Below are 23,917 nucleotides of genomic sequence, written 5' to 3'. Positions count from 1 at the left end.
TAACGTGATGGCCTCGTGCCTCTCACTGGTCAACGGGGATGACCAGAAGGCTGGCGCAGGCGGAGAGTGCCGCGCCGCACCGAGAAACAGTCATCCCCAGAAAAGACGAGGTGAACGGTGAGACCGTCAGCGCTCATCCATTTCACAGGGAGATGCAGCGTTTCGCCCGGCCCTACATCCCACTCCTTCGTCTGATAAGCCAGAGTCCACGGCCCCCAGGGTTCTGGAGCATCGTAAATGGCAAAACCACCGCGATAGCGTGTGTCCTCGCCACGTCCGGTCTGGCACCAGAGATAGCGCTTGAGCGCGGGATTGAAGGAGATGCTGGAGCGGTAGCACGCGCCCGGATCTTCGAAGACGGCGCCGCGTTTCGCGATGTCAGACGACCACTGTGCCACTCCATCTTTGCCGGTTTGAACAAAGAACTCATAGGCCGCCCTCTCCCGTATTCTGTCTTTGGGCACACGAGCCATGACAAACCTATCCGCGCGCTCATACGCGCTGCTGGAATCGTGTGAATACAGGTAAACATAGCCATCCCGCGCGCCGGCGTAATCCTTGCCGAAATTCACAAACCCGGGGCAGCCGAAACTCTCAGTGAATTTCCAGTCCGCCCATGTCCAGCTCGCGCCGTGATCCAGCGACCAGCCGATCTGGGAGTTCGCGGCATTGCGCACGAGCATGTAGAGCACGCCATCCACACACAGCATGCCGCTGGCCTTTCGGCCGTTTTTGCCATCGCCGAGAGCCTCCGCGGTGGAGGAGCGCAGGTTGACTCCAGTGACGTCAGGAGGTGTGCCGGTAATCTTGACCAGTCCGAGGCTGAGCTTCTTTTCAACGAAGGGCGCGAAGCCCTTGCCATCGCCATAGGCGGAGTAGAGCGCATCGTCATCCGCCCAGGTCAGAGGCCAGTTGTCGCTGCCTTTGGCCTGCCGGATGATTTTGCCCGCAGATTCCCATTCGATGCCTGCGATCACGGGGCTCTGAGCGACGACTGATTTCGTTTCGACGAATGCGGCGCCAGAGCTCCTCGCCGCAGCGACGACCGGCAGGAGGAAAGGCTTCAAAACCTCGTAGTGATCCGCGCCCTCTGTACGCTTCCACGACTGCCCCGCACGTGCGATCACGATGTCGAGTGTGGGTATCACAACGATGAGGCTGTCGTAAAGACCCCAGGTCCAGAAGGTGTCCAGCGGGAGTCCTTCGATGGTCTCATCCGCATTGTTCCACCAGAGGAGGCCGTAATGATGGGAGGCATGGCCGTAGTGCTCCGGATTGCGCACTTTCAGGCCCGGAACACCCGGCTGGGCTGAGCGGACCTGCTTCACAAAATCGCGCGGCAGAATGGGATGCCCTTTCCACTGTCCCTCGCGCAGCCACAGCAGGCCAAAGCGCGCCATGGCATCCACATTGGCGCTGATGCCGGAGCCGAATTCACGGCGTTTGATGCCGTCGATCAAATCAGGGCGATACGCATTCTTCCGCCAGACGAGGTCGGCGCGCTGGATGCCCAGGGGAGTGAAGAGGCGCTCAAACATGAGCTCATCCAGGTCCCGCCGGTACGCGAGCGTCACACACTCCGCCAGCCAGTTCGGTCCTGAGTCGCTGTAGCTCCATTGAGTGCCCGGCTTGAAGAGCAGCGGGACATATCCGCCCGCCTTGTCAAAACCCGCCGTCTGAGTGGCGAGGTGCCAGAGGGTGATCTCATCGATCCAGCCTGTCTGCGCATTGCTCTCCGGAGGCACGCCGAAGGTGGGATGGTGCAGACGAGCCTTGTCATGAAGCTTCATCTTGCCGTCGGCAATGGCGAGCCCGAGCGCAGCAGCGCCGAAGGACTTTGCGGTCGATTTCAAATCGTAGCGCTGTTTGAAATCACCCCAGGACATCACAAGCCTGCCACCCTGGATGATGCAACCGGAGCCGCCACCCGTCAGGGCGTAGTCACGCGCGGCCGAGAGTTTGGCTTCGTCCAAATGTGCCTCTGCAGGTGTCGCTCGCTCCCATTCAGCGCCGGGAAAGATGTCTGCAGCGACCACCATGGGGCAGCAGGAAAAAAGGACGATGTAATGGACCCAATGCTTCATGGTGCAGATGCCTTCACTTTCCCGCGTTGCGAATGACGACCAGCGAAGAGGATGGGCAGCCGACAAGATAGTCTGGGGCGCATCCCTCGATCGTCAGGACAATTGTCTTGTCATCCGCAGCACCTGCCAGGGACTTAGTTTCAATTTTCGCGGAAGTCTCACCGGCAGGAATGATCACGCTGCCACTCAGGGGGATGAAGTCGGCACCACTTTTCGCAGTACCACTCACAGCATAGCGAACGGTCAGAGGTGCTTGCAGGGGGCCGCTTCTCGTCACAATCCATTCGCCCGGCTGACCGGTCAGCGCACGTGAGACGGAAGAGGAGATTCGGACATAGGACATCGTGCCGCCACGCGGATCGGTGTTGTTGAAGTAATGCTCGATATTGGCATAGCCCCCGGCGGCGATGCGGGCGCTGTCGCTGGCATCTTGCGGATTCAACCCAGCATGGACTTCCCACATATCTGGGAGACCGTCTTTGTCTGTGTCAGTGGGTGCAGGCAGCGAACGATAATCCGGCCAGCGCTGATGCTCCGGCAGATCTGTTTCCTTCTGAATCACACCTCCCCTGCCCTCGCGCACCGCTTCGACGATGCGCAGGTCCACTGCATCTCGCGCTGGCAGTGTGGCGCCGGCATCGGCCAGCAAGGATTCATAGGCGGCCTGCGCTGGCTGCATCGCGGGAAGGGCTCCGCCGAAGGGAGCATCCACCTTCATGGCCTCTTTTTCCGCAGCAGACACCTTTTTGAACTTTTGATTGTGAAACACCGCCAGCTTGTTGTTGGCCGTGGCTTCCGCGGAGGCAGCGATGTGATTTCCGTGGGCGTAAACGCGTGCCTCGGGATCGCCGTGAAACTCGAAGGCATGCGTGGCGATCTCCGCCGGTGTCGATGGCCCTGGCTTGTAGTAGTTGTTCACCCAGTTGAAATGCACGCGCTCGCTGCCGGTGTGGGTGGCGTACTCCAGCCAGTCGTAAACGATGGAGTTGTACATCGTGAGCACGGCGGGCACGTCATCGCCGCCGGTGAGACGCGGGTTGCGCAGGCGATTGTGCGCGTAGAGCATGTGGTGCATGGTGGCGCGGCCATCGGGTGCGCCGCTGCCCCAGAGACCGCCTTCGGAGTGGTTGGGCGGCGTCTGTTTTGGGTTCGTGTAATCCAGTCCTTCGGATGCAATGTTCCAGGAAAGCGTGGCGCGGTCCACATGCGTGCAGGTCAGGTTTTCATCCGTGGCCCAGGAGGCGGAGCAGTGGTCCACGATGACATCGGTCATGCCGGCAAAATCATGCACGATCTTGCCGCGCTCCTCCTTCTTCTCCTTCCGCTTCTTGAAGGCCTCATCGCTCTGCCCTGGCGCAGCCTGGGCCTCACCGGTGCTGGGTGCTTTGAACTCGATGGAGTCGCCGGTGTCACCTTCGAAGTTCCATCCGCGACGGGAGCGGAGATAACGCACGATCACGTTGCTGGCGTGAATTTGCAGCGGACCGCCTTTGATGCAGATGCCTTCGCCGGGGGCGGTTTGGCCTGCGATGGTGATGTTGGGCTGGGAGATGGAGATCTTGCCCGGCTTTTCTTTGCCGGGCTTGCCCACCTTGGAGAGATCGATGATGCCCGAGACGGCGAAGACCACAGTGCGGTTCGGCTGGCTTACCGCGTCCGCAAGCGAGCCGGGACCATCCGCGTTGAGATTGGTCACAACGACCACGGAACCACCGCGCCCGCCACTGGCATGCATTCCCGCGCCATCGGCACCGGGGAATGCAAGCGTGCGTGGCTCGGCAGCCTGGGCCAGACAATAGCTCAAAGCGAGCATGGCGGTGGTGACGTTCTTCATCGCCACCTGAACGCCCTCCGCCATCTGGTTCTGGCGCGAACTTGCTCAGGGAGTCGTGAGCCACTCCAGATTGAAACGCGCCAGCGTGAGGCGACCACCGGCAAAATGGGCCAGCGCGGAGCCATCGCCGCTGCGCCCGTAGAAGCAGAGGATGGTGCCGCTTTTTGTCACGGCGATGTCCGAGTACATGCTCGGTCCGGGCTCGATGGGTTTGCTCACCGGCCATGTTTTGCCTTCATCGCGGCTGAGCTTCACGCTGACGTTTTTGCGGTCGCGGTTTTTGCCCGGCTCGGCTTTGCCCTTCTCCTTTTCCAGATTGTGCGGATTCGAGAACAGGATGAGGTTCTGGCCGTTGTGACTGTAGCGCACGATGCCGCCCATGCAGATCGGTTCGAGCAGGGCTTCGTCAAACCGCGGCGTGCTCCAGCCGGTGGCGCCGTCTTTGCTCACGGTGACGAGGCGGCGGTGGGCCTTCGATTCACTGCGCACATTGAGCATGACGCTGCCGTCATTGAGCTCGATGGCCACGGTCTCGTTGGGGTTGATCCATTCCTCGGTGCATGGCACAGCGATGTCGCCAGCCTTCCACGTTTTGCCCTGGTCATCGCTGTAGATGGTGGCGGTTACGCTGGGGCGGTGGGCATTGCCACCGGTGCCGGTGGAGAGCCAGACGGGAACGACGAGGCGGCCGTTCTTGAGCTGGATGCTATGGTCCGGTCCAGTGGCCAGCACCTTCCAGTCGTAGTCCTTTTTGAAGGCACCAAACGTGGCGGTGATCTCGGCCGGCTTGCTCCAGGTCACTCCATCGTCCGTGCTGCGCTGGTAGAAGCAGCGCTCATACTCCAGGCAGAAGAGCATGTGCACGGTGCCGTCTTTGTCCGCGATGAGCACGGGGTTGTTGTAAGTGACGTCGTTGGGATCGACGTTCTTCATTCGCATGGCGAAGGGGTTTTTCGTCTTGGGTCCCTCCACATCGGCGATGCTCTGCGGGGCGCTCCAGGTCTTGCCCTCATCCGTGCTGCGGCGGAGAAGAATGCGGATGTCATCCCAGTCGCTGACACCAGCGGCACGTTTGCGCGCCTCACACCAGGCCAGCACGCTGCCCTTCGCCGTCACCACGATGCCGGGGATGTGGTAAAGCTGATACGCGGGATCATCGCCCACGATAAAGAGGTCTTGTTTCTCAATGAAGGGTTCGGCGGCGGAGAGGGTTCCGCAGAGCAGCAGGAAGGATGCGAGGATTTTCATGGTTGGCTTGGTCGGGGATTGCAGATTACGGATCGTTCGTGAGCACTTCGTTGCCATTGAGGCTGGTTTTGACGCCTTGATCACGGATGGCCGAGGTCGTCACGTTGTTGCGCACGATGTTGCTTTTGGCGGCGGCGTCGAGCTCCAGCGTGCCGGCGGTGTGAGTGTTGTCCGACCAGATCCATCGGCTCGCTTTCAGCACCTGATTGCCGGGGAGGCGGAAGGTGTTGCCGCGAACGGTGATGCGGGAAGATGCCACTTCAGCCACCGGTGCATTCACGAAGCTGCCTTCACAGATGTTGTCAGCAAACACGATTTCCTGCATCGTCGTCATCGCGGGATTGACGCGGTCATAAAACTGGAGGTCTCCATCGAAGACATTGCCCGTGAGCGTGATGGCCTGATAGCAGCAGCCCAGCGATTCCTTGCGCGTCTCAAAGCGGAGCGTGACCTTCGCGTCTGTGGTCTGGTTGCGGAAGACATTCCCCGTCACTGCCACATGAGAGACGGTGGTGGCCAGAGGCAGCGGCTCAGTGCGAAACACAAGGCAGGCGCCCCAGTTTTTCAGCTTCGCCCCGGAGGCGGGTTCGACGATGTTGCCACTGACGGTGATGTGGTGCGAGCCTTCCGTGATGTTGATGCCGGTGCGGATGAAAAAGACCTGGTTGTCGCAGATGCGCACGTTGCGAGAGCCAAAGATCACCTGCGGGCCGTCTTCGCAGTTGATGATGTAATTGTCCGCAATGAGGCCGCCGTTGCATTCCGCGAGTTCGACCGCCTTGTTACCGCAGGTGTCGATGAAGTTGTGGTGGACCTGCCAGTTCTTAAACTGCGAGGCTTGACGCTCCGGCTGGCCGTAGAATTTCGCGCCTGCACCCTCTTTGCTGGCTGCAGCGGCTTCGGCGGCGGGAATGACATACTTGGCATTATAAAGATTGGAGGCGGGCTTGGTGCAGCCTGCGGCCTGCTTGGCGTCGTAGATCCAGCAGTTGCGCACGGTGATGTTGTCGCAGGAGAGCAGCATGGATTCGGGCTCGTCGAGGCGTGCATTGAAGCCCATGATGGAACCACCTCCGATGAGTTTGTCGTTGCCTGTGTAGCGCAGGTTTTCGATCACCACATTGTTCGCTGGCACTTTGGCGGAGCCGATACGCATTGGGAAATATCGCAGGGGATTCGGCGGCGTCTTGGGATCCAGATAGATGTGCGTGGCATGGCCCTGGCCGCGGAGGGTCACATTGCTTTTGATGATCACGGTTTCATCGCCCTCTTTACGGGAGAGTTTGAAATCACCAACGCCAAGGACCACAGTGCCACCACCGGCAGCTGACACCTTGTCGATGGCCTGCTGCAATACATCGTCGGCATGAACATCCGCACCAGGCGCAGGAACCTGGGTTTCCAAGCCCTGCGCCATTGCTCCGACTTGCGTTGCGAGCAGGCAAAGGAGTGCTGAAATCAAAAGACGTTTCATAGGGATCAAATGAGTGCGGTGCTGGCAGCAGAGGCGTCCGCCGCGATGCCTGCCGTCTGGCGGATCGACTCAAGCTCAAGGCGGAGGTGTTTTTGAAACAGCGAGATGTCCGCGCTGTGAATGAGCATGTTGGCTCCGAGGTTCAGGAAGCGCACCTGCTGCGCCACGTCTCCCCAGAAATGAATCCCCGCGCCAATGCCCGCCGCGCGTGCCTTGCGGAAGATCGTTTCGCATGCGGCGAGGAATTGAGGATGATCCCACTGTTCAGGAATCCCAAGGCTGCAGGACAGATCGTGCGGACCGATGAGCACAGCATCGAGGCCTGGCACCGTGAGAATCTCATCCAGCGCCTCAATGGCGGGCACGCTTTCGATGTTGACGATGAGGAGGCGGTTTGCCGCGCCCTTTTCCATATAAGCAGCGAGCTCCGGCTCAGGCGCGGCCCCGTTCAGCATGCGCTGCAGCCGCTGGCCTTTGATGGGGCGCAGCTTTACGGCACCGCGCAGGGCCCGGACCTGCTCCACGGATTCCACATAGGGGGCGATGACGCCGGCCGCGCCGCCATCCAGCACCATCGTGGCAGCATACGGATCTGGAGAAGGGATGCGCACCAGCGCGGGCAGGCCAAGTGCCGCGTAGGTCTGGCACATCCAGCTCAGCTCGGCGCGGTCCAGGGCAATGTGCTCGGTGTCGATGAACACAAAATCGAGGCCACTGCCACGCACGACCTCCGGCCAGCGTGGCGAGGGCGAAACAATGAGCGTCCCGAAGACGGGTCTGCCCTGGCGCAGCGCCTGGGCGAGTTCAGCAGCGGTCATGGCTTGATTTTAATTTTACCGAATTTGATCTGCGTGCGTGTCTTGTCGGCGGTGCCGCTGTCCCACACGGCGCGGAAGTCTCCGGGGGCCACCTCGATCAGCGTGGGATAGGAGTTCTTGATGCCAGCCTCATAGAAGGTCTTCTCCTCGCTCCACTGGCCGCCCGCCGGCTGCACTTTGTAGCGCAGCGAGGAACGCGCGGCTTTGGCTGGCATGGCAGGACCATCGTTATAGACGTAGAGATGACTGCCATCGGCATTGCGGCTGAAGAAGCCTTTGGAGCGCGCATTCCAGAGGTCCGGCTCCTGCCTGGCAGGCGACCAGGTGCTGCCGCCGTCTTTGCTGAAGCTGGAAAAGGCGCGGGGAGGATCGAGAGCGCCCTTTTCCTCCCAGTTCGCGGTGCGCATGACGAGCTTAAGTTCATCCGGCGCATCGCCCACGGCGATGCCGCCCTCATGCAGGAAGACCTTGCCGGTCTCCGGCTGGGGAATGTAGCCCTCAAACTTCCACTCCAGCAGGCTGGTGCTGCTGAGCATGAACTGATCGCGCGAGCCGAGCGGATCATTACGTAGAGTATTGCGGTGCGCGGGAAGCAGATAGCGCTTCTGCCCTTTCACCTCCGTTTCCAAGATGCCGGCAACGACGATGAGCGGTCCGGTGTACTGCATGGCCAGCTCCACAGGCGTCCATGAGCGGCCGCCGTCGGCGCTGTAGGCGGCCACGAGTTGAGAGTCTTCGCTATGTTTGAAATTCATGGGGCAGCGCATGGCGAAGCACCACATCACATCCTGCTTGGAGGGCTTGAACAAAATCGCATTGGCGTAGGCATAGTGGATGGAACCCTGCCAGTGATTGTGATCAAAGACGGGAACAGCCTCGCTCCAGGTGTCGCCATCATTGGTGGAGACGCTGGCGTAGATGCTGCCCATATCTGTTTTACCGGGAATGCCCACGCCATAGGCAGTTACGAGGTGCTTGGGCTTCCACAGGGCGATGTAGGGTTCCCAAACCAAAGCCGCGCCCAGGTGCTGGTCCATATGGCGGATGACGCGAACGTCTTTGACATCGCCTCGGTAATCCTGGGCAATGGCGAGACTGGCCGCAAAGATGGCGGCGAGGGTAAGCAGGTTCGTTTTCATGGTTGGTTCCAGAGGATCTTGGCGAGCAGGATGCGGTTGTTCTCTCCCTGACGATTCTTGGGAAAGGCCATCTCGGTGCTGATGACCCAGGTTTCCTTTTCGCTCACATTCACGGGTGCGTAACCGCCGCCTAGATCGACACCGGTCTCCGGCATGAGGATCTGTTCCGTGGCGCGGATGACGTGCAGTTTGTCCGGATCGACCCGGGCGATGAAAATGGGCGCACGATGGCGGAACACGTGGTCGTTGTTCGCGCCCTTGCGGGTGTAGATGAGATAAAGGCCATCTCTGTGCGCAATCCAGTGCTGCTGGGTGCAGTAGGTGCCGACCGGCTTGCCGTCATCGAACTTCCACTCCACCACAGGCTCGTAATTGATTCCATCGGTGCCGCGGGCCACATAGCCAGTTTTCTCCGCGCGCATGGTGAGGAAGTAGCGGCCTTTGAATCCGATGACGGACGGCTCGTAAAGGCCACGCGGCACGGCGGTGGTGAGTTCGGAACCGTGTTCGTGGTAGGTGAGCGTTTCACCGTCAAAGGTGCAACGTGCGACGATGGTGGTGTAGGTACGCAGCTTGGGATCGGTACGGTAGCGCACGGGCAGCAGCACCTCGCCACTGGGAAGATCGAAGCGCTGATTGCACCCTGCGTTCGGCTCGATGATCGGATGACCGGCGTGATCCTTCTCCGGCATGGCCATGATCTTGAGGTCGCTCCATTCGTTCTTTTCAGGCGAATAGATGGCGTAGGCCACGCGCTCATAAGCGCGGTCGTCCTTGGCCTCGCTGGGCTTGGCGTCTTTGCGAAAGCCAAAGGTTTTCCCCGTGACGAGCACCTTGCGCGTGGCGGCATGCCATTGCGGGCACAGATCTCCCATGACCATCTCAACGCCGAGCGGACTCATTTTGCGGGTCAGGCTGTCGATGCGCTTCGGCGTGGTCCAGGTCTTGGCACCATCCGTGGTTTCGAGGGAAAAGATGTCGCGGTAGCCGTGAGAACCCTGCTTCTCAAACTCCTGTGTGGTCACCATCACCCGCGCGGGATTTCCTGGAATGAGCGCCGCACGGGACTGGGACCAATGATATGCGCCTGTGCTGGTGAGCACGGTGCTGTTTTCGATGCGGAAGTCGGCACCGCAGCAGAGGCCAGCGGTCGCAAGAAGCAGAAACAAAGCCTTCACGATCACCACTCCCCTCCGCGTTGGAATTTCGCCTTGGCATTCCTGCCAAACTGCGCACCTGCGGCGGCTAGATTGGCCAGCACCTCAGCACTGCTCAGCCCCGCACTGCCACGCGCGGCAGGGATGACGGTCTGGCACTCATTGGAGTCCATGAAGCGGGAGGCTTCGAGAATCTGCGGCTGTGCTTCGGGCTCGATGACGAGGAATCCGTGTTTGTCGGCGTGAATGAGATCGCCGGGGGAGATCTTGCTGCCAAAGACTTCCACCTCGCAGTTCCAGCGCACCGGATGCACGTGCGCATGGCCCACGCAGAAGCGACGGGCGAGGGCTTTAAAGCCAGCATTGGTCATCTCATCGACATCACGAATCGCGCCATCGATGATGGTGCCCACGCAGCCCAGGGCGCGATGCATGTTGCTGTTCACCTCCCCCCAGAATGCCCCGATCGTGCGCGGTTTGTCGAGATCTTGTACGCAGACGATTTTAGGTCCGGGGATGCTGGCGACATACTGGCGGTATTCATTCCAAGCATCCGGGTTGGATTCACGATGCGCCTTGTTGCTCGGCTCCACCACCACGGTGATGGCATACCCGACCATGGGCCCCATCTGCGGCATGAAGTCGCGCACCTCTTCGAGGTTGAAGCCGTCGGCGGCGGGATCGCGTTTGGTGATCTGCTCCCAGCCATTGTAGATGGTGGGGGTGTTCCAGCGTTTGAGTTGAAGAAGGTCGGAATGAGGAAGCATGAGATGCGAAGGATGGGGCATCAAGAACGGCAGGACACTTGATTTCTCTGTGGTCATTTCTGCTTACCACGGCATGTTGCCGGTCTTCCGACCATGCACGCCGTTCCCCCACGCCCTTCGCTCATCACGCACAGCGCCGACTTTTTACGCGAGGCCCTGCGAAGCGGAGAATGGGAGGGGGCTCTGCCTTCAGAGCGCACGCTGTGCACGCGCATGCGCATCAGCAGGCCCACGCTGCGGGCGGTGCTGACGCAGCTGGAGAGCGAAGGAGTGATCGGCGCGGTGGTAAACAAACGCCGGCAAATCCTGGCAGTGTCTCAGGCAGGCGGCAGGCCGGCCACCTCACGCATGATCGCACTCCTCACGCCCGTGCCGCAGCAGGCCATGCCGCCGTTTGTGCTGTTCTGGATGGATGCGCTGCGCGAGCTGCTGGCAGAGGCCGGGTATCCCATGGAAGTGCATGTGAGCCCGCATTGCTTCAGCACCAAACCCGCGGGCGGATTGAAAAAGCTCACGCAGCGTGTGCCCGCCGCCGCTTGGGTGATGTTTCGCTCCACGCCGGTGATGCAGCGCTGGTTCAGCGAACAAAAGCTGCCCGCAATCGTGGCCGGATCATGTGCGGAGGACGTGGAGCTTCCCTCCGTGGATTTGGACTACCGCGCCACCTGCCGCCATGCCGCCACCATGCTGATGCAGAAGGGCCACCGGAGAATCGCCCTGCTGCTGCCTGATTTGGCGCACGGCGGCGATGCCGTCAGCGCCATGGGCTTTCGCGAAGCCTTTGCCACCAGCGATGCGCAGCCATGCGTGCTGCCGCACCATGAAACGGCCGAGCAGGTGATCGAGAGCCTGAATGAAGCGCTGAAGCGCAAGCCTGCCCCGACCGCGTTTGTGGTCGCACGCTCGATTCATACGCTGACCGTGGTGACTCATCTTCTGCGGCTGGGCCACAAGCTGCCGCGCGATTTCGCCGTCGTGTCACGCGATGACGATGCGTTTCTTGACCATGTGGTCCCGAAGGTTACCCGCTACTCCGCGGATGCGGCGAAGTTTGCCAAACGCCTCGCGCGTCTGGTGCTGGAGCTGGCGCAAACCGGCCACACCAGCACGAAGCCGGTGCGCCTGATGCCAGACCTGCACCGCGGAGAAACAGTGTGACCGGATTTGTTACGCGAATGCCTCAATGAAGCACACCTCGAGTGCGAGGCCTTCGTTGACGTTGGTGTGCAGATGACTTTCGAGCTGGCGCAGGACGCGAATGCGTTTGGCGACGTCTCCAGACTCCCACCTCGCAGCCAGTGCCGCGGTGGCTTCTTGAAACTTGGGCAGATCGAGATGCTGGGCACCGGCCTGCTGGCGGGCGACATCTCCCATCCAGGAGAGGAGAAGCTCCATGAGCGAGGTGCGCTGCTGAAGGTAGTCGGCCTCGATCTGGGCCTCCACCTGCTCTTCGCGCTGCTTGAGCCAGGCACCGTCCGTGGTCTTCGCGTAATGGTCCTGCTCGCGTTCGAAGTCGGCCTCCTGCTCTTTTTTGATGGCCTCATGCATGGCTTCGAGGATTTCTTCGAAGTCTTTTTTCAATGAGAGCGCCGTGGAGATGCTGCCGCTGTCTTTTTTGGCCATCTGCTTGAGCACATAGAGCAGCTTGCCCTCATGCTCGGTGAAAATGCGCGCGCCGTCGGGAGGCATCAGCGCCACTTCAAGCACACGGGACTGGATGGTCGGCAGCAACTGCTGGGGCTGCGTGCTCAGCAGCAGCAGCAGCGTGTTGGGCGGCGGTTCTTCGAGCGTTTTGAGGAAGGCATTCTGCGCCTGCACATTCATGCGCTCGGCATCGACGATGATCGCGAGCTTCCAGCCATTCGGAGCGGCGGTGCGGTGAATCATCTTTTCCAAAAAGCGAATGGTGCCGGGATCGTCTCCATCATCGCCAATGGTGATGCGGCGGGATTTGCTCTGCGGCCGCAGCACCACGGCCCCCTGCCCTTCCCAGGCTTCGAGCGCGCCTATCTTGGTGCCAACGATGAGGTCGAGCATTTTGGAGGCGAAGACTTCATGCTGGGCTTCTTTGGGACCGGTGATCAGGTACGCGTGCCCGAGGCGGCCGTTGTCACGGGCGCGGGCGATAAGCTCCAGGGCATGATCGCTTTTAAACGGCATGGGATTGGGCTGTGAGGATCTGCCAGATGCTGGCGTGAACAGCTTCCGGCGAAGCTGAAGCGTCGATGATTTTCACGCGTTCCGGTTCGGCATGAGCCACTTCAAGGTATCCCTGGCGCACTTTTTCAAAGAAGGACTGCGGCTGGCTTTCGATGCGGTCCAGCTCACGTCCTGTCTGGTGAATGCGCTGCCGGGCGGTGGCGCTGTCCATGTCCAGCACGAGAGTCAGCTGTGGCAGAGTGCCTCCGATGGCGAAATGATTGATGGCCCTCACGCTTTCCAGCGGGAGGCCGCGGGCGATGCCCTGATAGACCGTGGTGGAGTCCAGGAAGCGGTCGAGGATGACGAAGGTTCCAGCCTCCAGCAGCGGGCGAATTTTTTCCCGCACCAACTGGGCGCGGCTTGCGGCGAAGAGGAGCAGCTCGGTCTCGGAAGTCATGGCAGCGCCTTCTTTGGCGTGCTGGAGCAGATGGCGGATGCTCTCTCCCAGCTCCGTCCCTCCGGGCTCGCGCAGCACCACGACGCTGCGCCCGCCGGCCTCCAGCCGTGAGCGAAGCAGCGCGATCTGCGTGGACTTGCCGCAGCCTTCGGAGCCTTCAAAGGAGAGCAGGAAGCCAGTGCTCATGACATCACTCCCACTCAATGCTGGCGGGCGGCTTGGTGCTGATGTCGTAGAGCACGCGGTTCACGCCTTTGACGCTGTTGAGGATCTTGTTGGAGGCGTTGCGCAGCACGGAATAAGGCAGTTCCACCCAGTCTGCGGTCATGGCGTCTTCACTGATGACGGCGCGAAGGGAGATGGCCTGCTCGTAGCTGCGCTCATCACCTTTAACTCCAACGGTTTTGACAGGAAGCAGCGCGGCATAGGCCTGCCACGTCTGTTCATACCAGCCGCTGCGGCGGAGTTCAGCGATGAAAATGGCGTCCGCCTGCTGCGTGGTGGCCACGCGCTCGGCGGTGATCTCTCCTGGAATGCGCACGGCTAGGCCGGGTCCCGGGAAGGGATGACGCCACAGCGCCTGGTGCGGGATGCCAAGGCTGGCACCGAGGGCACGCACTTCGTCTTTGAAAAGTTCAGCGAGCGGTTCCAGCACCTTGCCCTGCTCCTTGAGCTCCATGATGCGATCCACACGATTGTGGTGCGTTTTGATCTTGCTGGCGATGCTGCCGCTGGTGGCGCTTTCGATCACGTCCGGATACAGCGTGCCTTGCGCAAGAAGTTCAACGTTGTCAGCGACCTTCCAGAACTCTTCCACAAAGAGCGTGCCGATGATGCGACGCTTCTGCTCGGGATCGGTCACGCCTTTGAGCGCACCCAGGAATATGGCGCTGGCGTCGATCTGCTCAATGGGCACGCCCACTTCATTGAAGAGCGCCTTCACCTCCGCAGCCTCGTTCAGGCGCATCATGCCGGTGTCGATAAAGATGCAGCGCACCTTGACACCCGCCTTGGCGAGCAGCACGGCGAGCACGGTGCTGTCCACGCCGCCGGAAACACCGCAGATCACCTCGCGGCTGCCGACCTCGGCTTTGATGCGCTCCAGCATCTGAGCTTTGAAGGCCTGGATGTCGAACTTGGCCAGTGTGGCGCCGCTCTGGGTGAGGAAGTTTTTCAGGATCGCCGTGCCTTCGTGGGAATGCGTCACCTCGGGGTGAAACTGAATGCCCCAGCAGCGGTCGGACCATTTGAGAGCCACGGGCACTGCGTCTTCATTGGTGGCGATGATCTTGGTGGTGTCGGAGAGGTTGGCGCAGGTGTCGCTGTGGCTCATCCAGACTTGGGACTCGTGCGAGATGCCTTTGAAGAGGTCTTCGTGATCGGTGATGACGAGCTTTGCGGGGCCATACTCACGCGTGACGCCGGGCTTCACGGTGCCGCCGTGCTTGATGTTAAGAAGCTGCATGCCATAGCACACGCCCAGCACGGGAACTCCGAAGGACATCAGCTTGTCGTAATCGACGTCGGGTGCATCGGCTTCCGAGGTGCTGCGCGGTCCTCCGGAGAGGATGATGGCGCCGGGAGACTGCAGATTGGCGAGTTCAGCAGGCGGATAGAGATGCGAGGCGAAACCCAGCTCGCGCACGCGGCGGACAATGAGCTGGGAATACTGGGAGCCGTAATCGAGAACGGCGACTTCTTGGGCGGTCATGAGAGGGGGTATGACAATGCAGAGTGAAAAATGACGGACGTCAGCAGCATCAATGCGGCTCGTAGTTCACCGGCTCTTCGGTGATGACGACGTCATGCGGATGACTTTCCTTGAGGCCGCCGGCAGTGATGCGGACGAAGCGGGCTTTGGCGCGAAGTTCATCCAGAGTGTTGGCACCCACATAGCCCATGCCGGAGCGCAGGCCGCCGATGAGCTGGAAGACGACGTCTGCGAGGGGGCCTTTGTAAGGCACGCGTGCTTCGACGCCTTCGGGAACCAGCTTGCCGCTGGAGTTCTGACCGTAGCGGTCGCCCGCGCCTTTGCGCATGGCTTTCAGGCTGCCCATGCCGCGGTATTCCTTGAAAGTGCGGCCCTGCCACTTGACCATGTTTCCGGGGCTTTCAGCCGTGCCCGCCAGCAGGGAGCCGAGCATGACGAAGTCCGCACCTGCGGCGAGGGCTTTGACGATGTCTCCTGAATAACGGATGCCGCCATCGGCGATGACGGTGACGCCTGCGGCGCGGCACACCTCGGCCACCTCCTGCACAGCGGTGAACTGCGGCATGCCCACGCCGGAAATGATGCGCGTGGTGCAGATGGAGCCCGGGCCCACACCGACTTTGACGGCGGAAGCGCCCGCTTTGACGAGGTCCCTCGCACCATCAGCGGTGACGACATTGCCGGCGACGATGGGAATGCTGGTACCAAGGTTTTCGCGAAGGCGTGCAATGACCTGCATGACGCGGCTGGTATGGCCCGTGGCAGCGTCAATGAAGACGGCATCCGCACCGGCGGCCTGCATGGCGAGACCACGATCCACGCAGTCCTCACCCACGCCGACGGCAGCACCCACGCGGAGCTGGCCGTTGGCGTCTTTGGCGGCGTTGGTAAACATCTGGCGCTTAACGATGTCCTGCTTGGTAATGAGACCTGCGAGCTGGCCGTTCGAGTCCACCAGCGGGAGTTTTTCAATGCGATGCGTGTAGAGAATTTTCAGCGCGTCTTCAAAGCTGGTCTGCGGCGTGCCGACAGAGAGCTTGTCCCGGGGGGTCATGATGGCCGAGACGGGGGTGGATTCGTCCTCGATGTACCACATGTCGCGGCTGGTGACCATGCCCGCCAGTTTCCCCTGGGCATCCACCACCGGGAAGCCGCTGACGCCTTTTTCATGCATCAGGCGCTGCACTTCGCCAAGACGGGTGTCTGGCGAGACCGTGTGTGGCTGCTGAATGACGGTGTTTTCAGAGCGCTTCACCCGTGCCACATGCTCGGCCTGCTGGTCGATGGGGCAGTTTCGGTGAATAACCCCGAGGCCGCCCTCGCGAGCAAGGGCGATGGCGAGTTCGGACTCCGTGACGGTGTCCATGGCCGACGAAAGAATCGGCACATTCAGGCCGATGGCGGCCAGTTTGGTGGAAACATTGACGTCCCCAGGCAGCACCTGACTCAGTCCGGGAAGGACGAGAACGTCATCGAAACTTAAAGCAAGAGAAGGCAGTTCACCCATACGCCATTCAAGCGACGATCAGGCCGCTGTCATGCGGAAATTTGGCGGATGTACACTCTCTCCGCAGAACCGGACGCCTCCCTCGGCTCAGAACCCAGGCTTGTAGCTGCGGGCTTTGCCCGTGTAGGGATCGATCTGCACGGTGAAGAAATTCTTGGGCAAAGTGGCCAGCGTCACCGCTGAGCCACTGCCAAAGGTAAGGGTGAAAAAATTCTTCTGAAGGCTCTGGAGTGTCAGCGTGGCCAGACCGTTGGAGGTGCTGCCCACCGAGCGGCAGGTTCCGTCCGGCATGAAGCGGATGGCGCTGTAGGTGGCGCCGGATACGCCAGAGTAGCCCACCTGCGAGTTTTCCTTGGTGTCTGTCAGGTTGGTTCCCGAACCGGAAAGCGCGAACGAGAGCTGGGAGTCCACAGGAATGATGACGCCTTCCGGCAGCCGGATCAAATTGCCGACCGGAGTGATGGTTTCCTTGATGGTGGCGCTGCCTCCGGATCCCTGGGTCGTCTGCGTGATCTTAAACAACTGATAGGAATGGAAAACCGGTGCATCATCCAAGTCCTCCATGAAGCTGAAAAAGCGGATGTCCACGGGTGTGTTGTTCGTGAAAGCGGTCTGCTGCGCCTCCGAAATGGAACCCAGGATGGACTCACCTGCGGACGACAGACGGCTTGCCTGCAAGGTGCGGGTAAGCGCCGGAGTAGCCAGCGCCAGAATCATGACGACGATCGAGACCACCACGAGCATCTCGATGAGGCTGAAGCCACGACGGCTTTGTGCAGTGTTCGAAAGAAGGCGTTTCATAACTCAAAAATCAAGGAGTGGGAAGATGGGAGCCAGACAAAATAGCGTCTATCGGAAGTCAGGATCAATAGCTAAACCGCGCCTGCCGGAGGGCGATGGTGGTGGTGAACACACGATAGTTCAGCTTTGCGCCCAGAAGGAGAGTTTTGAGCGTCCCTGGAGAATCAGGCGTGCCCTCGAGGTCGGCGGTGTAGTTGGATGCAGAAGTAAAGAGGCTGGACATTCCCTGCATGACTTTGGACTGGGTCGCGGCATTGTCTGCAGAGGAAAGGAGTTCCCCGGACCGCTCGTCCAACGCAACCATGGTAACCTTTAGCATGGGAGGCATGAGGTGCTGCGTCCCCTGGGCGCTGGTGTTGGCGGTGTTGGCAGTGCCCACCAGCGCGGAGTCGTAGAGGTAGTTCTTTGCAATGTCATAGACATTGGAGGAAACGACACCGGAGGCGGTGTTGGTATTTTCAGTCTGGGGCGAAATGATGAGGGCCAGGATGTTTTCTGCGATGGGCCGCGTAAAGTAACGGCCGGCAGCGACGGAGGTGTCATCGCCGCTCGAAACCTCACCAGCCAGTGCGCCAGTGGCCTGGTCCTGATACCACTGCCTGATGTTGTTGGGATTGTCGCGAAAAGCGGAACTGTAGATGTCATTCATCTCCGCCGTGGGGCTCCACTCCATCAGGCGGAGGCGGTTGCGCACCGGAACGATTGTGGTGTAGGGCGCCTGACCGAGAAAGGTGGGGCGGTAATACTGGTCACTCCCCCATTCGACAAAATAACCGCGGCCGCAGAGGAGGTTGGAAAGGTTGGCCGTGTTCACGGTGCCTTTGGTGTCCGTGCGTACCACTCCGAGCGGTGCTTGGAAAAAGACGGCGTGCCCTGGATAATTCGTGCCAGTGGCACCACTGAGGATCTGGGTGGTGGGTCCGCAGATGAAGTGGAGCTCTGACTGCCTTTTGTACGCCGTGGGAGCCTTGATGGCCTGCCCAAGCGCATCGGACGAGAGCTGCTGCAAGTCATTGGTCCAATACGTGTTCAGAGTGGCCTGGCTGAGATTCTGCGAGAGCAGATCGAAGGCCTTGCGTGCTTCCCGGAACTGGGAGACGCGCGAATTTGCCCGGACCCAGGTGCGCTGCACGATGCCGACCACCTGAGTGACGACAAGCATGAGGATGACCAGGAAGGTGATGGACACAAGCAGTTCGACCAAGGTGAAGGCACCCTTTTGAAGACGCCGGGATCCGGCCCTGCTGGCACCTGCGGTATTGACCATGCGAAAATGGTGTTTCATGGCTGGAATGGATCAGCGGCTCTTGGCGATGAGGTGGTTGAAAACGGAGTAAGACATCCGGTTGTCGGTGCCAAATTTGAAAGTGGGGCTGCTGCTGGTGGCCACACGAATAATGACACGGTTCAAGTAAGGTTCCAATGTCTCCGACTGGGGCAAAGTCGCCTGTTTGCTGTAGTCAATTTCCGCCACAAAGCTGATTTCCTTGGAGTCGGAGGTCACTTCCAAGCCTTGATCAGAATAGTATTTGGTGGTGACGCCCGACGTCGGAATATCCGACCACTTCATGTTTTCAAGATTACGGATGATCTGCTCGAGGATGCTGCTGTTGGTGTTGAGCAGCGCGGTCTTGCGCGACATCTCAAGCCCCTGGGGCAGCAGGCCCAGAAGCGTGATGATCGCGAGCGCCGCGATCGCCACCGCCAGGGCGACTTCGACCAGGGAGAAACCCGCGCTGGACACGCGACGCAAAGAAGAACGCTTCATGCTGGAAGGAGAGGTAAAGGCTGGGGTGTTCATGGATTGAAACGTTTGGTTTCGAGGGCATGAAAGCGATAGAAGGTGTCCAGCGGCGCCTGATTGATGCCTCCCTGGGCATAGTCAGGGATGGGAGTGCTGATGTCGTTCGGGTCGATGTAGCGCTCCAGCAGAGTGGAACCGCGGTACTCGCTGATCACTGCATCCTTGGTGGTGTCAAACATGGTGGGGTCTGAGGAACGGGCCTTTTTGAGCACTTGAGCGCGGACGTGTACACGGAAGGTATTGCTGCGGGTGGTCAGACGCGCATAGAGGTTGGAGTAGGGACGCTCGCGGACATTGTCCCCGGTGGGACGGTTGTTGGACCAGAACGTGTTCATGATGTCGTTGATCTGACCCTGGTTCGTGGCGCTCAGCACGCCGGTGGCATCATAGGTGCCGGAACCGTCCTGCATCGTCTTGGGGATCAGGTGCATTTCACAGATCTGGCTCGCGGAGCGGAACAGCCCCTGATACGTGTCCTGACCGCCGGACTGGTGCGAGAATTTGAGATCAAACTGACGCAGTGTGGCGGGCACGTCGATGGGGCGATGCCAGTAGCGATGGTCGCTGGCGTCATTCCAGAAACGCTGGTCCCATGCGGCGGTGGAGGAGCCGGAAGGAGTCGGGTAGAACTCTTTTGCGGAGGTGATCTGGTTGTTCGGAATGGCCGTCATGAACTCGCCTTTCATCACGGCATGCATGCCAGTGGCACGACGGATGTTGGTGAAGGGCATGATCTGATAATTCATGTTGATTCGACCGGCGATGGAAAGGGGCTCGCTGATGGCATAGGGCTCCACCACGGGCATGAAGAAGAGATCCAGCAGGTAGTGGTCGCTCGGATCCATCATGCCAGGATGGCTTGCCTGCGAGTTGGGGTCCTGGTTGGTGACCTGGGCATGGGGGCGGAAAAGCAGCGTCTGCCATGGGGCCATGTCCTGCAGGGCATTCGAACCCGTCGGCAGACCCGAGGGATTTCCCCACACCCCAGTGGGCAGGGAGCCAAACATCACCGGAGAGGAGATCATGCGGTTTGGCGTCATGTAGATGCCGCTGCGCCAGTCGTCCGCATTATGCCAGGTGTTGAAGAAGTAGGCGGAGCGGTAGAATTTGGTCTGGCTGTTGAGGGTTTCGTTGCCCGCGTAGAAGTTGCCTTCATCCGCCTTGTTGATGTAGGGGCCTTCACGGGCGTTGGAGAGTCCGGTGTCAAAGTCTCCAAAGGCATTGGCCGCAGAAGCGAAGTCCGCACTCGGCGGCAGGTCCGCCTGACGCGGATGGACGCTGTTGTAAATCGTGCCGTTGGGAGCGATGTCGAAACGGGCGCCACCGATCAGCTGCATGTTGGGCTGGTAATACTGGGCGTACGTACCGGAGACGTTGTCCGCATTGGACTGCGCCAGCTTGCAACCAGGCTCAGAATTGGCGGTCGAACTGGTAAAGCTGTGGGCTTGGAACAATGAAGAGTTTCCGGCCATGGGGTGCGGCACCCACCAGCTGCTGGGCACGTCGAATCTGGCGGCCAAAGTGCGGTAATCTCCCATGGCAGGGACGATGCTTCGCACCACATCGGTAGGCTGGGTGGAATCCGGAGCGATGACGCTGAGACCAAGGGCGGAAACATTGTTTCGCTGGTCTTGGAAGAGACCTGCGGCGGAGTCCAGGCGTCCGCGCAGGCTCTGCCTTTCACGCCCTTCCTGGGCGTTGTTGGCATTGGCCGTGTTAACGGGAGTGGGGGGCACCAGCCAGAAGCCAGCGTCAGGATCAATGCCGAACTCCGGATTGGGCGTGCCCTGCAACCGTCCCAGGCAGCCTTCGTAGTTCGCCACCCAGTCATGCGGTCCCTGGCGAGAACGGGTATAAACAATTCGGCCGAAGGAATCGATGGATTCAGAATAGGGATGCGAGTTCGCCAGGTTGGGCACGGGCACCTGTGGGCTCAGGGAGCTAAAATTGACATACATGGTCTGGACCGGGGAGGCAGATTCCCAGTTGTGGGTGTCATAAATGGCCACCTTGATATCTCCCGAGGGGAAGGTGACAGTCAGAGGCTGGTCGCGGGGCACCGTGATAAAGTCACTGCAGAAAGCATAGTTTTGCAGGGCGTTGTGGCCCGAAGTGTTGTTGACGTCATAGTTGACGTCCTTGGGCAGGAGCACGACGCCGCCCCCCTGAGAGATCTGACGCGTGTGCCTGCCACCGGAGATCGCTGTTGGGCTGGCATGACCGCCGAGAATGTCAGCACTGCGCCCCGTGGAGTAAATGTTGTTGAAGGATTTGATCGGCACGTCGCCGGTCGTGTTGAACAGGGACTGCCCGTTGACCTGCATCTGTGCGATCGTCGAACCATCAAGCACGATGGTGTACTCGGGATAGAGGCCGGTGTAACCCAGGCTGGGGCAGAACGTCTCCAGCAGGAGCATGACCTGAATGCGCTTTTCATTGGGCTGGAGCGGTGTGCCTTGAGCGAGGGTCATGTTCCAGTTTTCCGGGTAGAAAGCCGGATGCTTGGAGGGATGGTACTGCTGTTTGGCAAGTTTTCCTGTCTTGCAGCCATAATAGGTGATGGCGGCATTGATGTCTTCGTCGGTGATGAGCGGCGGGAAATTGGAGTACCAGGCGGCATTGCCATCCGGAACATTAAGGTTGGGAAAGACGGCAGACACGGGAATGAAGCTTTCCCCGGGATTGACCCCATAGCGCCACGAAGTGCCGCCACCACCCTGTGTCGCACTTGGGTCAAAAACAGACATAAGATCGTTCGAAGGACCGTCTGGCTGGCCATCTGCCGTGCAAAGGAACTGGAAGCCGATCTCGGAGACGGTGATCATGCGACCGAATCCTTTGTAAGAGCGTCCGCCTTTTGACCAAACGGCAGGAGAGACCTGGCCATGACCGGGCAGGATGTTGTTGGCAGAGACAGCGTTCGTATTGCTGGAGGCGGCGTCTCCGGAAACATTCACCGAGGTGGGCTGCGGAGAAATGCGCTGGCTGGTGAAGGTGTAGCAATCGTTGACGCTGGTGTCACGGTAGTTGTAAAGGTTAACCGTGCTCATGCCGTTGGCGCTCCACGCATCGTTGTTGCGGGCGGTGATGCCGTCATACAGGTTGGTGCTGCGGACGTAGTCAAAGAACTGGATGGCCATCTGGTTGACGTTATCCTGACCGTACTTCGAAACGTAGTTGTTATAGCTGGTGCTCGAATTGTAGGAAGTCGCCGGCCAGGAAAGCTGGGACATCTGGTCCACCAGGTAGTCGAGCAGCTGGGTGTTGCGGCTGATGTTCATGTCGCTGCTGCCATTGCGTGCATTGGCGCGACGGAAAATGTAACTGTTGCCGTACCCCGCAGAAGAGGAGGTCTTCTGGATGGTGGAGCAGAAGGCGATCAGGTTGTCAAAGCTGGTGCGCCACTGCTGGCCCAGTGCGTTTTCATCCGAAACGGGCCACATGCAAACCCGCGGCAGGCCGTGAATGTTGAATTCAGGGGAGCGGCTCTGTGCAGTGAGGAAAAAGCGGGAGCGTTCGATGATGTCGTGATTGATGAAGTCGGTGCCGTTGGGAAGCCTGAAGGGGTTGGTGAACTGCGCCGTCTTGCCGTTTTGTGTGCGGCCTGTCTGCGAACTGTATTCGAGATCTGCGAACAAAAGCTCGTCCACATTGGCATAGAGGCGGGCTTTCGCGGTGGCCTGCAGGTCGACGGCCACCGCAGAGCTGCGCTCTCCGTTCTGGCCCGAGAAGTCGTCCTGAGCAAACGGGCGGGTGCCCTCCTCCGAGCCGCCAGGGCTGATCTTGGGAGCGATCTTGTAGATGTTTTCCTTCAAATTGACCACCTCCATGAAACCGGAGAAGCCGTCCTGAGAAGGCAGCAGGGGGTCCAGCATATAGTTGGGCGCCAGCACAGAGCTCAAAGCCACCGTGGCTGGGTGCCCCGGATAACGCTGATACTCCCCGGTGACGGCCGGAAAGTGCGCCCATTTCATATCGCGCTCATGGAAGTAAAACGGTGAGGTCATGAAGGTGGGCTCAGCCGCAGTGTTGATGTTCACCTTGCAGGATTCATCATCCGTCCAGAAGGCGATTCGGCCCACGATAGGATTGTCAGCACTTGCCTGGGTGGGGCCGGAGCTGATAAATTTGTTGGATGCGTCCAAGGCGCCAACAGTGCCGTCCTCGAGGATGTACAGCCACTCCACCGGCATTGGCAGGCGCAGGTTGTCCGGATTGCTGGTGTCAGTCGGAGTCACGACGGAGGTGGAATAGTCCTGCCCACCACCGGCGCCGACGGTGGCTGCGGTCTTGGTATACGAGAATCCTTCCACCTGCGTGCTTCCCACCAAATTGGTGCTGCCCTGACCACCGCTGCCGTAATTCCAGGCAGCGCGTGGGTCCAGGATGGGGAAATAAACGGCAAACGTTCCGGCGGTGAGACCAGGGCGGATCACGGGTTCGTTGAGGTCCACATAGCGTGCCGTCATGGTGGTCCAGGTGGACGGCGGCACATGCTGGTCACTGTAAAGGGAGCTCTCTGAACCAGTCACTTTCATATTGGAGCTGGAGTAGAGCTTGTAGGCCGCATTGAAGCTGCCATTGGCATTGTACACGCGAACCATGCCGGGCTGGGTGGCATGGGTGGTGCGGGCAGTTGCGGAAGTGGAGGTGTTCTGGCCGTTTTCAATCTGGGCCTGGACGATGGCGGTGCCGATGTCCCCGAGCTGCTTGGCCGTCTTGCCAGCAATGAAGGCCTGCGTGGATTTGTACTCCATGCGGGTGACCGAAAAAATGGCCACCATCAGAATGGACATCAACGCCACCACGGTGATCACCATCACCAGCGCCATGGCCTTTCTGCGTTTGCGGGCAGAGAGAGAGAATTGTGCTGCATTCATAAAGGGTTTGTGGTTGAATTTCGTGAATTATCTGATGCTACAAAACAGCCTTGAAAACAGCAAGGTATTTATTTTGTAAATACAGACCGAAATC

General features: G+C 59.9%; 17 protein-coding genes. 1 reads left to right on the top strand and 16 read right to left on the bottom strand.

Features of this window, described 5'->3' with window-relative positions; translation table 11 throughout:
• Positions 1 to 29: 29 nt before the first annotated feature.
• Genes ACILSR_RS21790 through ACILSR_RS21755 form a run of 8 tightly spaced genes read right to left on the bottom strand, consistent with a single transcriptional unit; the run spans position 30 to position 10,521 of the window.
• Positions 30 to 2,084, bottom strand: a complete 2,055-nt coding sequence (locus ACILSR_RS21790) for a serine hydrolase (RefSeq protein ID WP_395751911.1) — start codon at positions 2,082 to 2,084, stop codon at positions 30 to 32.
• 13 nt (positions 2,085 to 2,097) lie between these two features.
• Positions 2,098 to 3,918, bottom strand: a complete 1,821-nt coding sequence (locus ACILSR_RS21785; protein WP_395751910.1) for a hypothetical protein — start codon at positions 3,916 to 3,918, stop codon at positions 2,098 to 2,100.
• Positions 3,919 to 3,963: 45 nt separating this feature from the next.
• Entirely contained in the window at positions 3,964 to 5,166 is a 1,203-nt protein-coding gene (locus ACILSR_RS21780) for an exo-alpha-sialidase (protein WP_395751909.1), read from the bottom strand.
• 25 nt (positions 5,167 to 5,191) lie between these two features.
• Positions 5,192 to 6,640 carry a right-handed parallel beta-helix repeat-containing protein gene (locus ACILSR_RS21775; protein WP_395751908.1) on the bottom strand — a complete coding sequence of 483 codons (1,449 nt, stop codon included), beginning with the start codon at positions 6,638 to 6,640 and terminating at the stop codon, positions 5,192 to 5,194.
• Positions 6,641 to 6,645: 5 nt separating this feature from the next.
• A complete protein-coding gene (locus ACILSR_RS21770) occupies positions 6,646 to 7,458 on the bottom strand; it encodes an HpcH/HpaI aldolase/citrate lyase family protein (protein WP_395751907.1) in 813 nt (270 codons plus the stop codon).
• Entirely contained in the window at positions 7,455 to 8,597 is a 1,143-nt protein-coding gene (locus ACILSR_RS21765) for a sialidase family protein (protein ID WP_395751906.1), read from the bottom strand. The genes ACILSR_RS21770 and ACILSR_RS21765 overlap by 4 nt, the downstream gene beginning before the upstream one ends.
• Positions 8,594 to 9,775: an exo-alpha-sialidase gene (locus ACILSR_RS21760; RefSeq protein WP_395751905.1), complete on the bottom strand. Its 1,182-nt coding sequence runs from the start codon at positions 9,773 to 9,775 to the stop codon at positions 8,594 to 8,596. Before ACILSR_RS21760 ends, ACILSR_RS21765 begins: the two co-directional genes overlap by 4 nt.
• A 2-nt stretch (positions 9,776 to 9,777) precedes the next feature.
• The gene (locus ACILSR_RS21755; RefSeq protein ID WP_395751904.1) at positions 9,778 to 10,521 is read right to left on the bottom strand and encodes an RraA family protein; all 744 of its coding nucleotides are present in this window, start codon (positions 10,519 to 10,521) and stop codon (positions 9,778 to 9,780) included.
• A gap of 93 nt (positions 10,522 to 10,614) precedes the next feature.
• Between ACILSR_RS21755 and ACILSR_RS21750 the strand changes: the two genes are divergently transcribed.
• Entirely contained in the window at positions 10,615 to 11,679 is a 1,065-nt protein-coding gene (locus tag ACILSR_RS21750) for a substrate-binding domain-containing protein (RefSeq protein ID WP_395751903.1), read from the top strand.
• Positions 11,680 to 11,688: 9 nt separating this feature from the next.
• On the opposite strand, the gene ACILSR_RS21745 is transcribed toward ACILSR_RS21750, so the two are convergent.
• The 8 genes from ACILSR_RS21745 to vccA form a co-directional block, all read right to left on the bottom strand.
• Positions 11,689 to 12,681 carry a hypothetical protein gene (locus ACILSR_RS21745; protein WP_395751902.1) on the bottom strand — a complete coding sequence of 331 codons (993 nt, stop codon included), beginning with the start codon at positions 12,679 to 12,681 and terminating at the stop codon, positions 11,689 to 11,691.
• On the bottom strand, positions 12,671 to 13,306 hold the full coding sequence (tmk, locus tag ACILSR_RS21740; protein WP_395751901.1) for a dTMP kinase: 636 nt from the start codon (positions 13,304 to 13,306) through the stop codon (positions 12,671 to 12,673). The genes ACILSR_RS21745 and tmk overlap by 11 nt, the downstream gene beginning before the upstream one ends.
• A gap of 4 nt (positions 13,307 to 13,310) precedes the next feature.
• Complete coding sequence (guaA, locus tag ACILSR_RS21735) at positions 13,311 to 14,831, bottom strand: glutamine-hydrolyzing GMP synthase (protein ID WP_395751900.1); 1,521 nt, start codon at positions 14,829 to 14,831, stop codon at positions 13,311 to 13,313.
• A gap of 49 nt (positions 14,832 to 14,880) precedes the next feature.
• Positions 14,881 to 16,338, bottom strand: a complete 1,458-nt coding sequence (gene guaB, locus ACILSR_RS21730) for an IMP dehydrogenase (RefSeq protein ID WP_395751899.1) — start codon at positions 16,336 to 16,338, stop codon at positions 14,881 to 14,883.
• An 87-nt stretch (positions 16,339 to 16,425) separates the two neighbouring features.
• On the bottom strand, positions 16,426 to 17,139 hold the full coding sequence (gene vccD / locus ACILSR_RS21725; protein WP_395751898.1) for a Verru_Chthon cassette protein D: 714 nt from the start codon (positions 17,137 to 17,139) through the stop codon (positions 16,426 to 16,428).
• Between the two features lie 64 nt (positions 17,140 to 17,203).
• A complete protein-coding gene (gene vccC / locus ACILSR_RS21720; RefSeq protein WP_395751897.1) occupies positions 17,204 to 18,424 on the bottom strand; it encodes a Verru_Chthon cassette protein C in 1,221 nt (406 codons plus the stop codon).
• 12 nt (positions 18,425 to 18,436) lie between these two features.
• The gene (gene vccB, locus ACILSR_RS21715) at positions 18,437 to 18,940 is read right to left on the bottom strand and encodes a Verru_Chthon cassette protein B (RefSeq protein WP_395751896.1); all 504 of its coding nucleotides are present in this window, start codon (positions 18,938 to 18,940) and stop codon (positions 18,437 to 18,439) included.
• On the bottom strand, positions 18,937 to 23,823 hold the full coding sequence (gene vccA / locus ACILSR_RS21710; protein ID WP_395751895.1) for a Verru_Chthon cassette protein A: 4,887 nt from the start codon (positions 23,821 to 23,823) through the stop codon (positions 18,937 to 18,939). Before vccA ends, vccB begins: the two co-directional genes overlap by 4 nt.
• Positions 23,824 to 23,917: the final 94 nt, after the last annotated feature.

The organism is Prosthecobacter sp., assembly GCF_044222565.1.
Classification (GTDB): domain Bacteria; phylum Verrucomicrobiota; class Verrucomicrobiia; order Verrucomicrobiales; family Verrucomicrobiaceae; genus Prosthecobacter.
The sequence above is the reverse complement of the archived record's forward strand: the minus strand, read 5'-3'. Positions and strand labels throughout refer to the sequence as shown.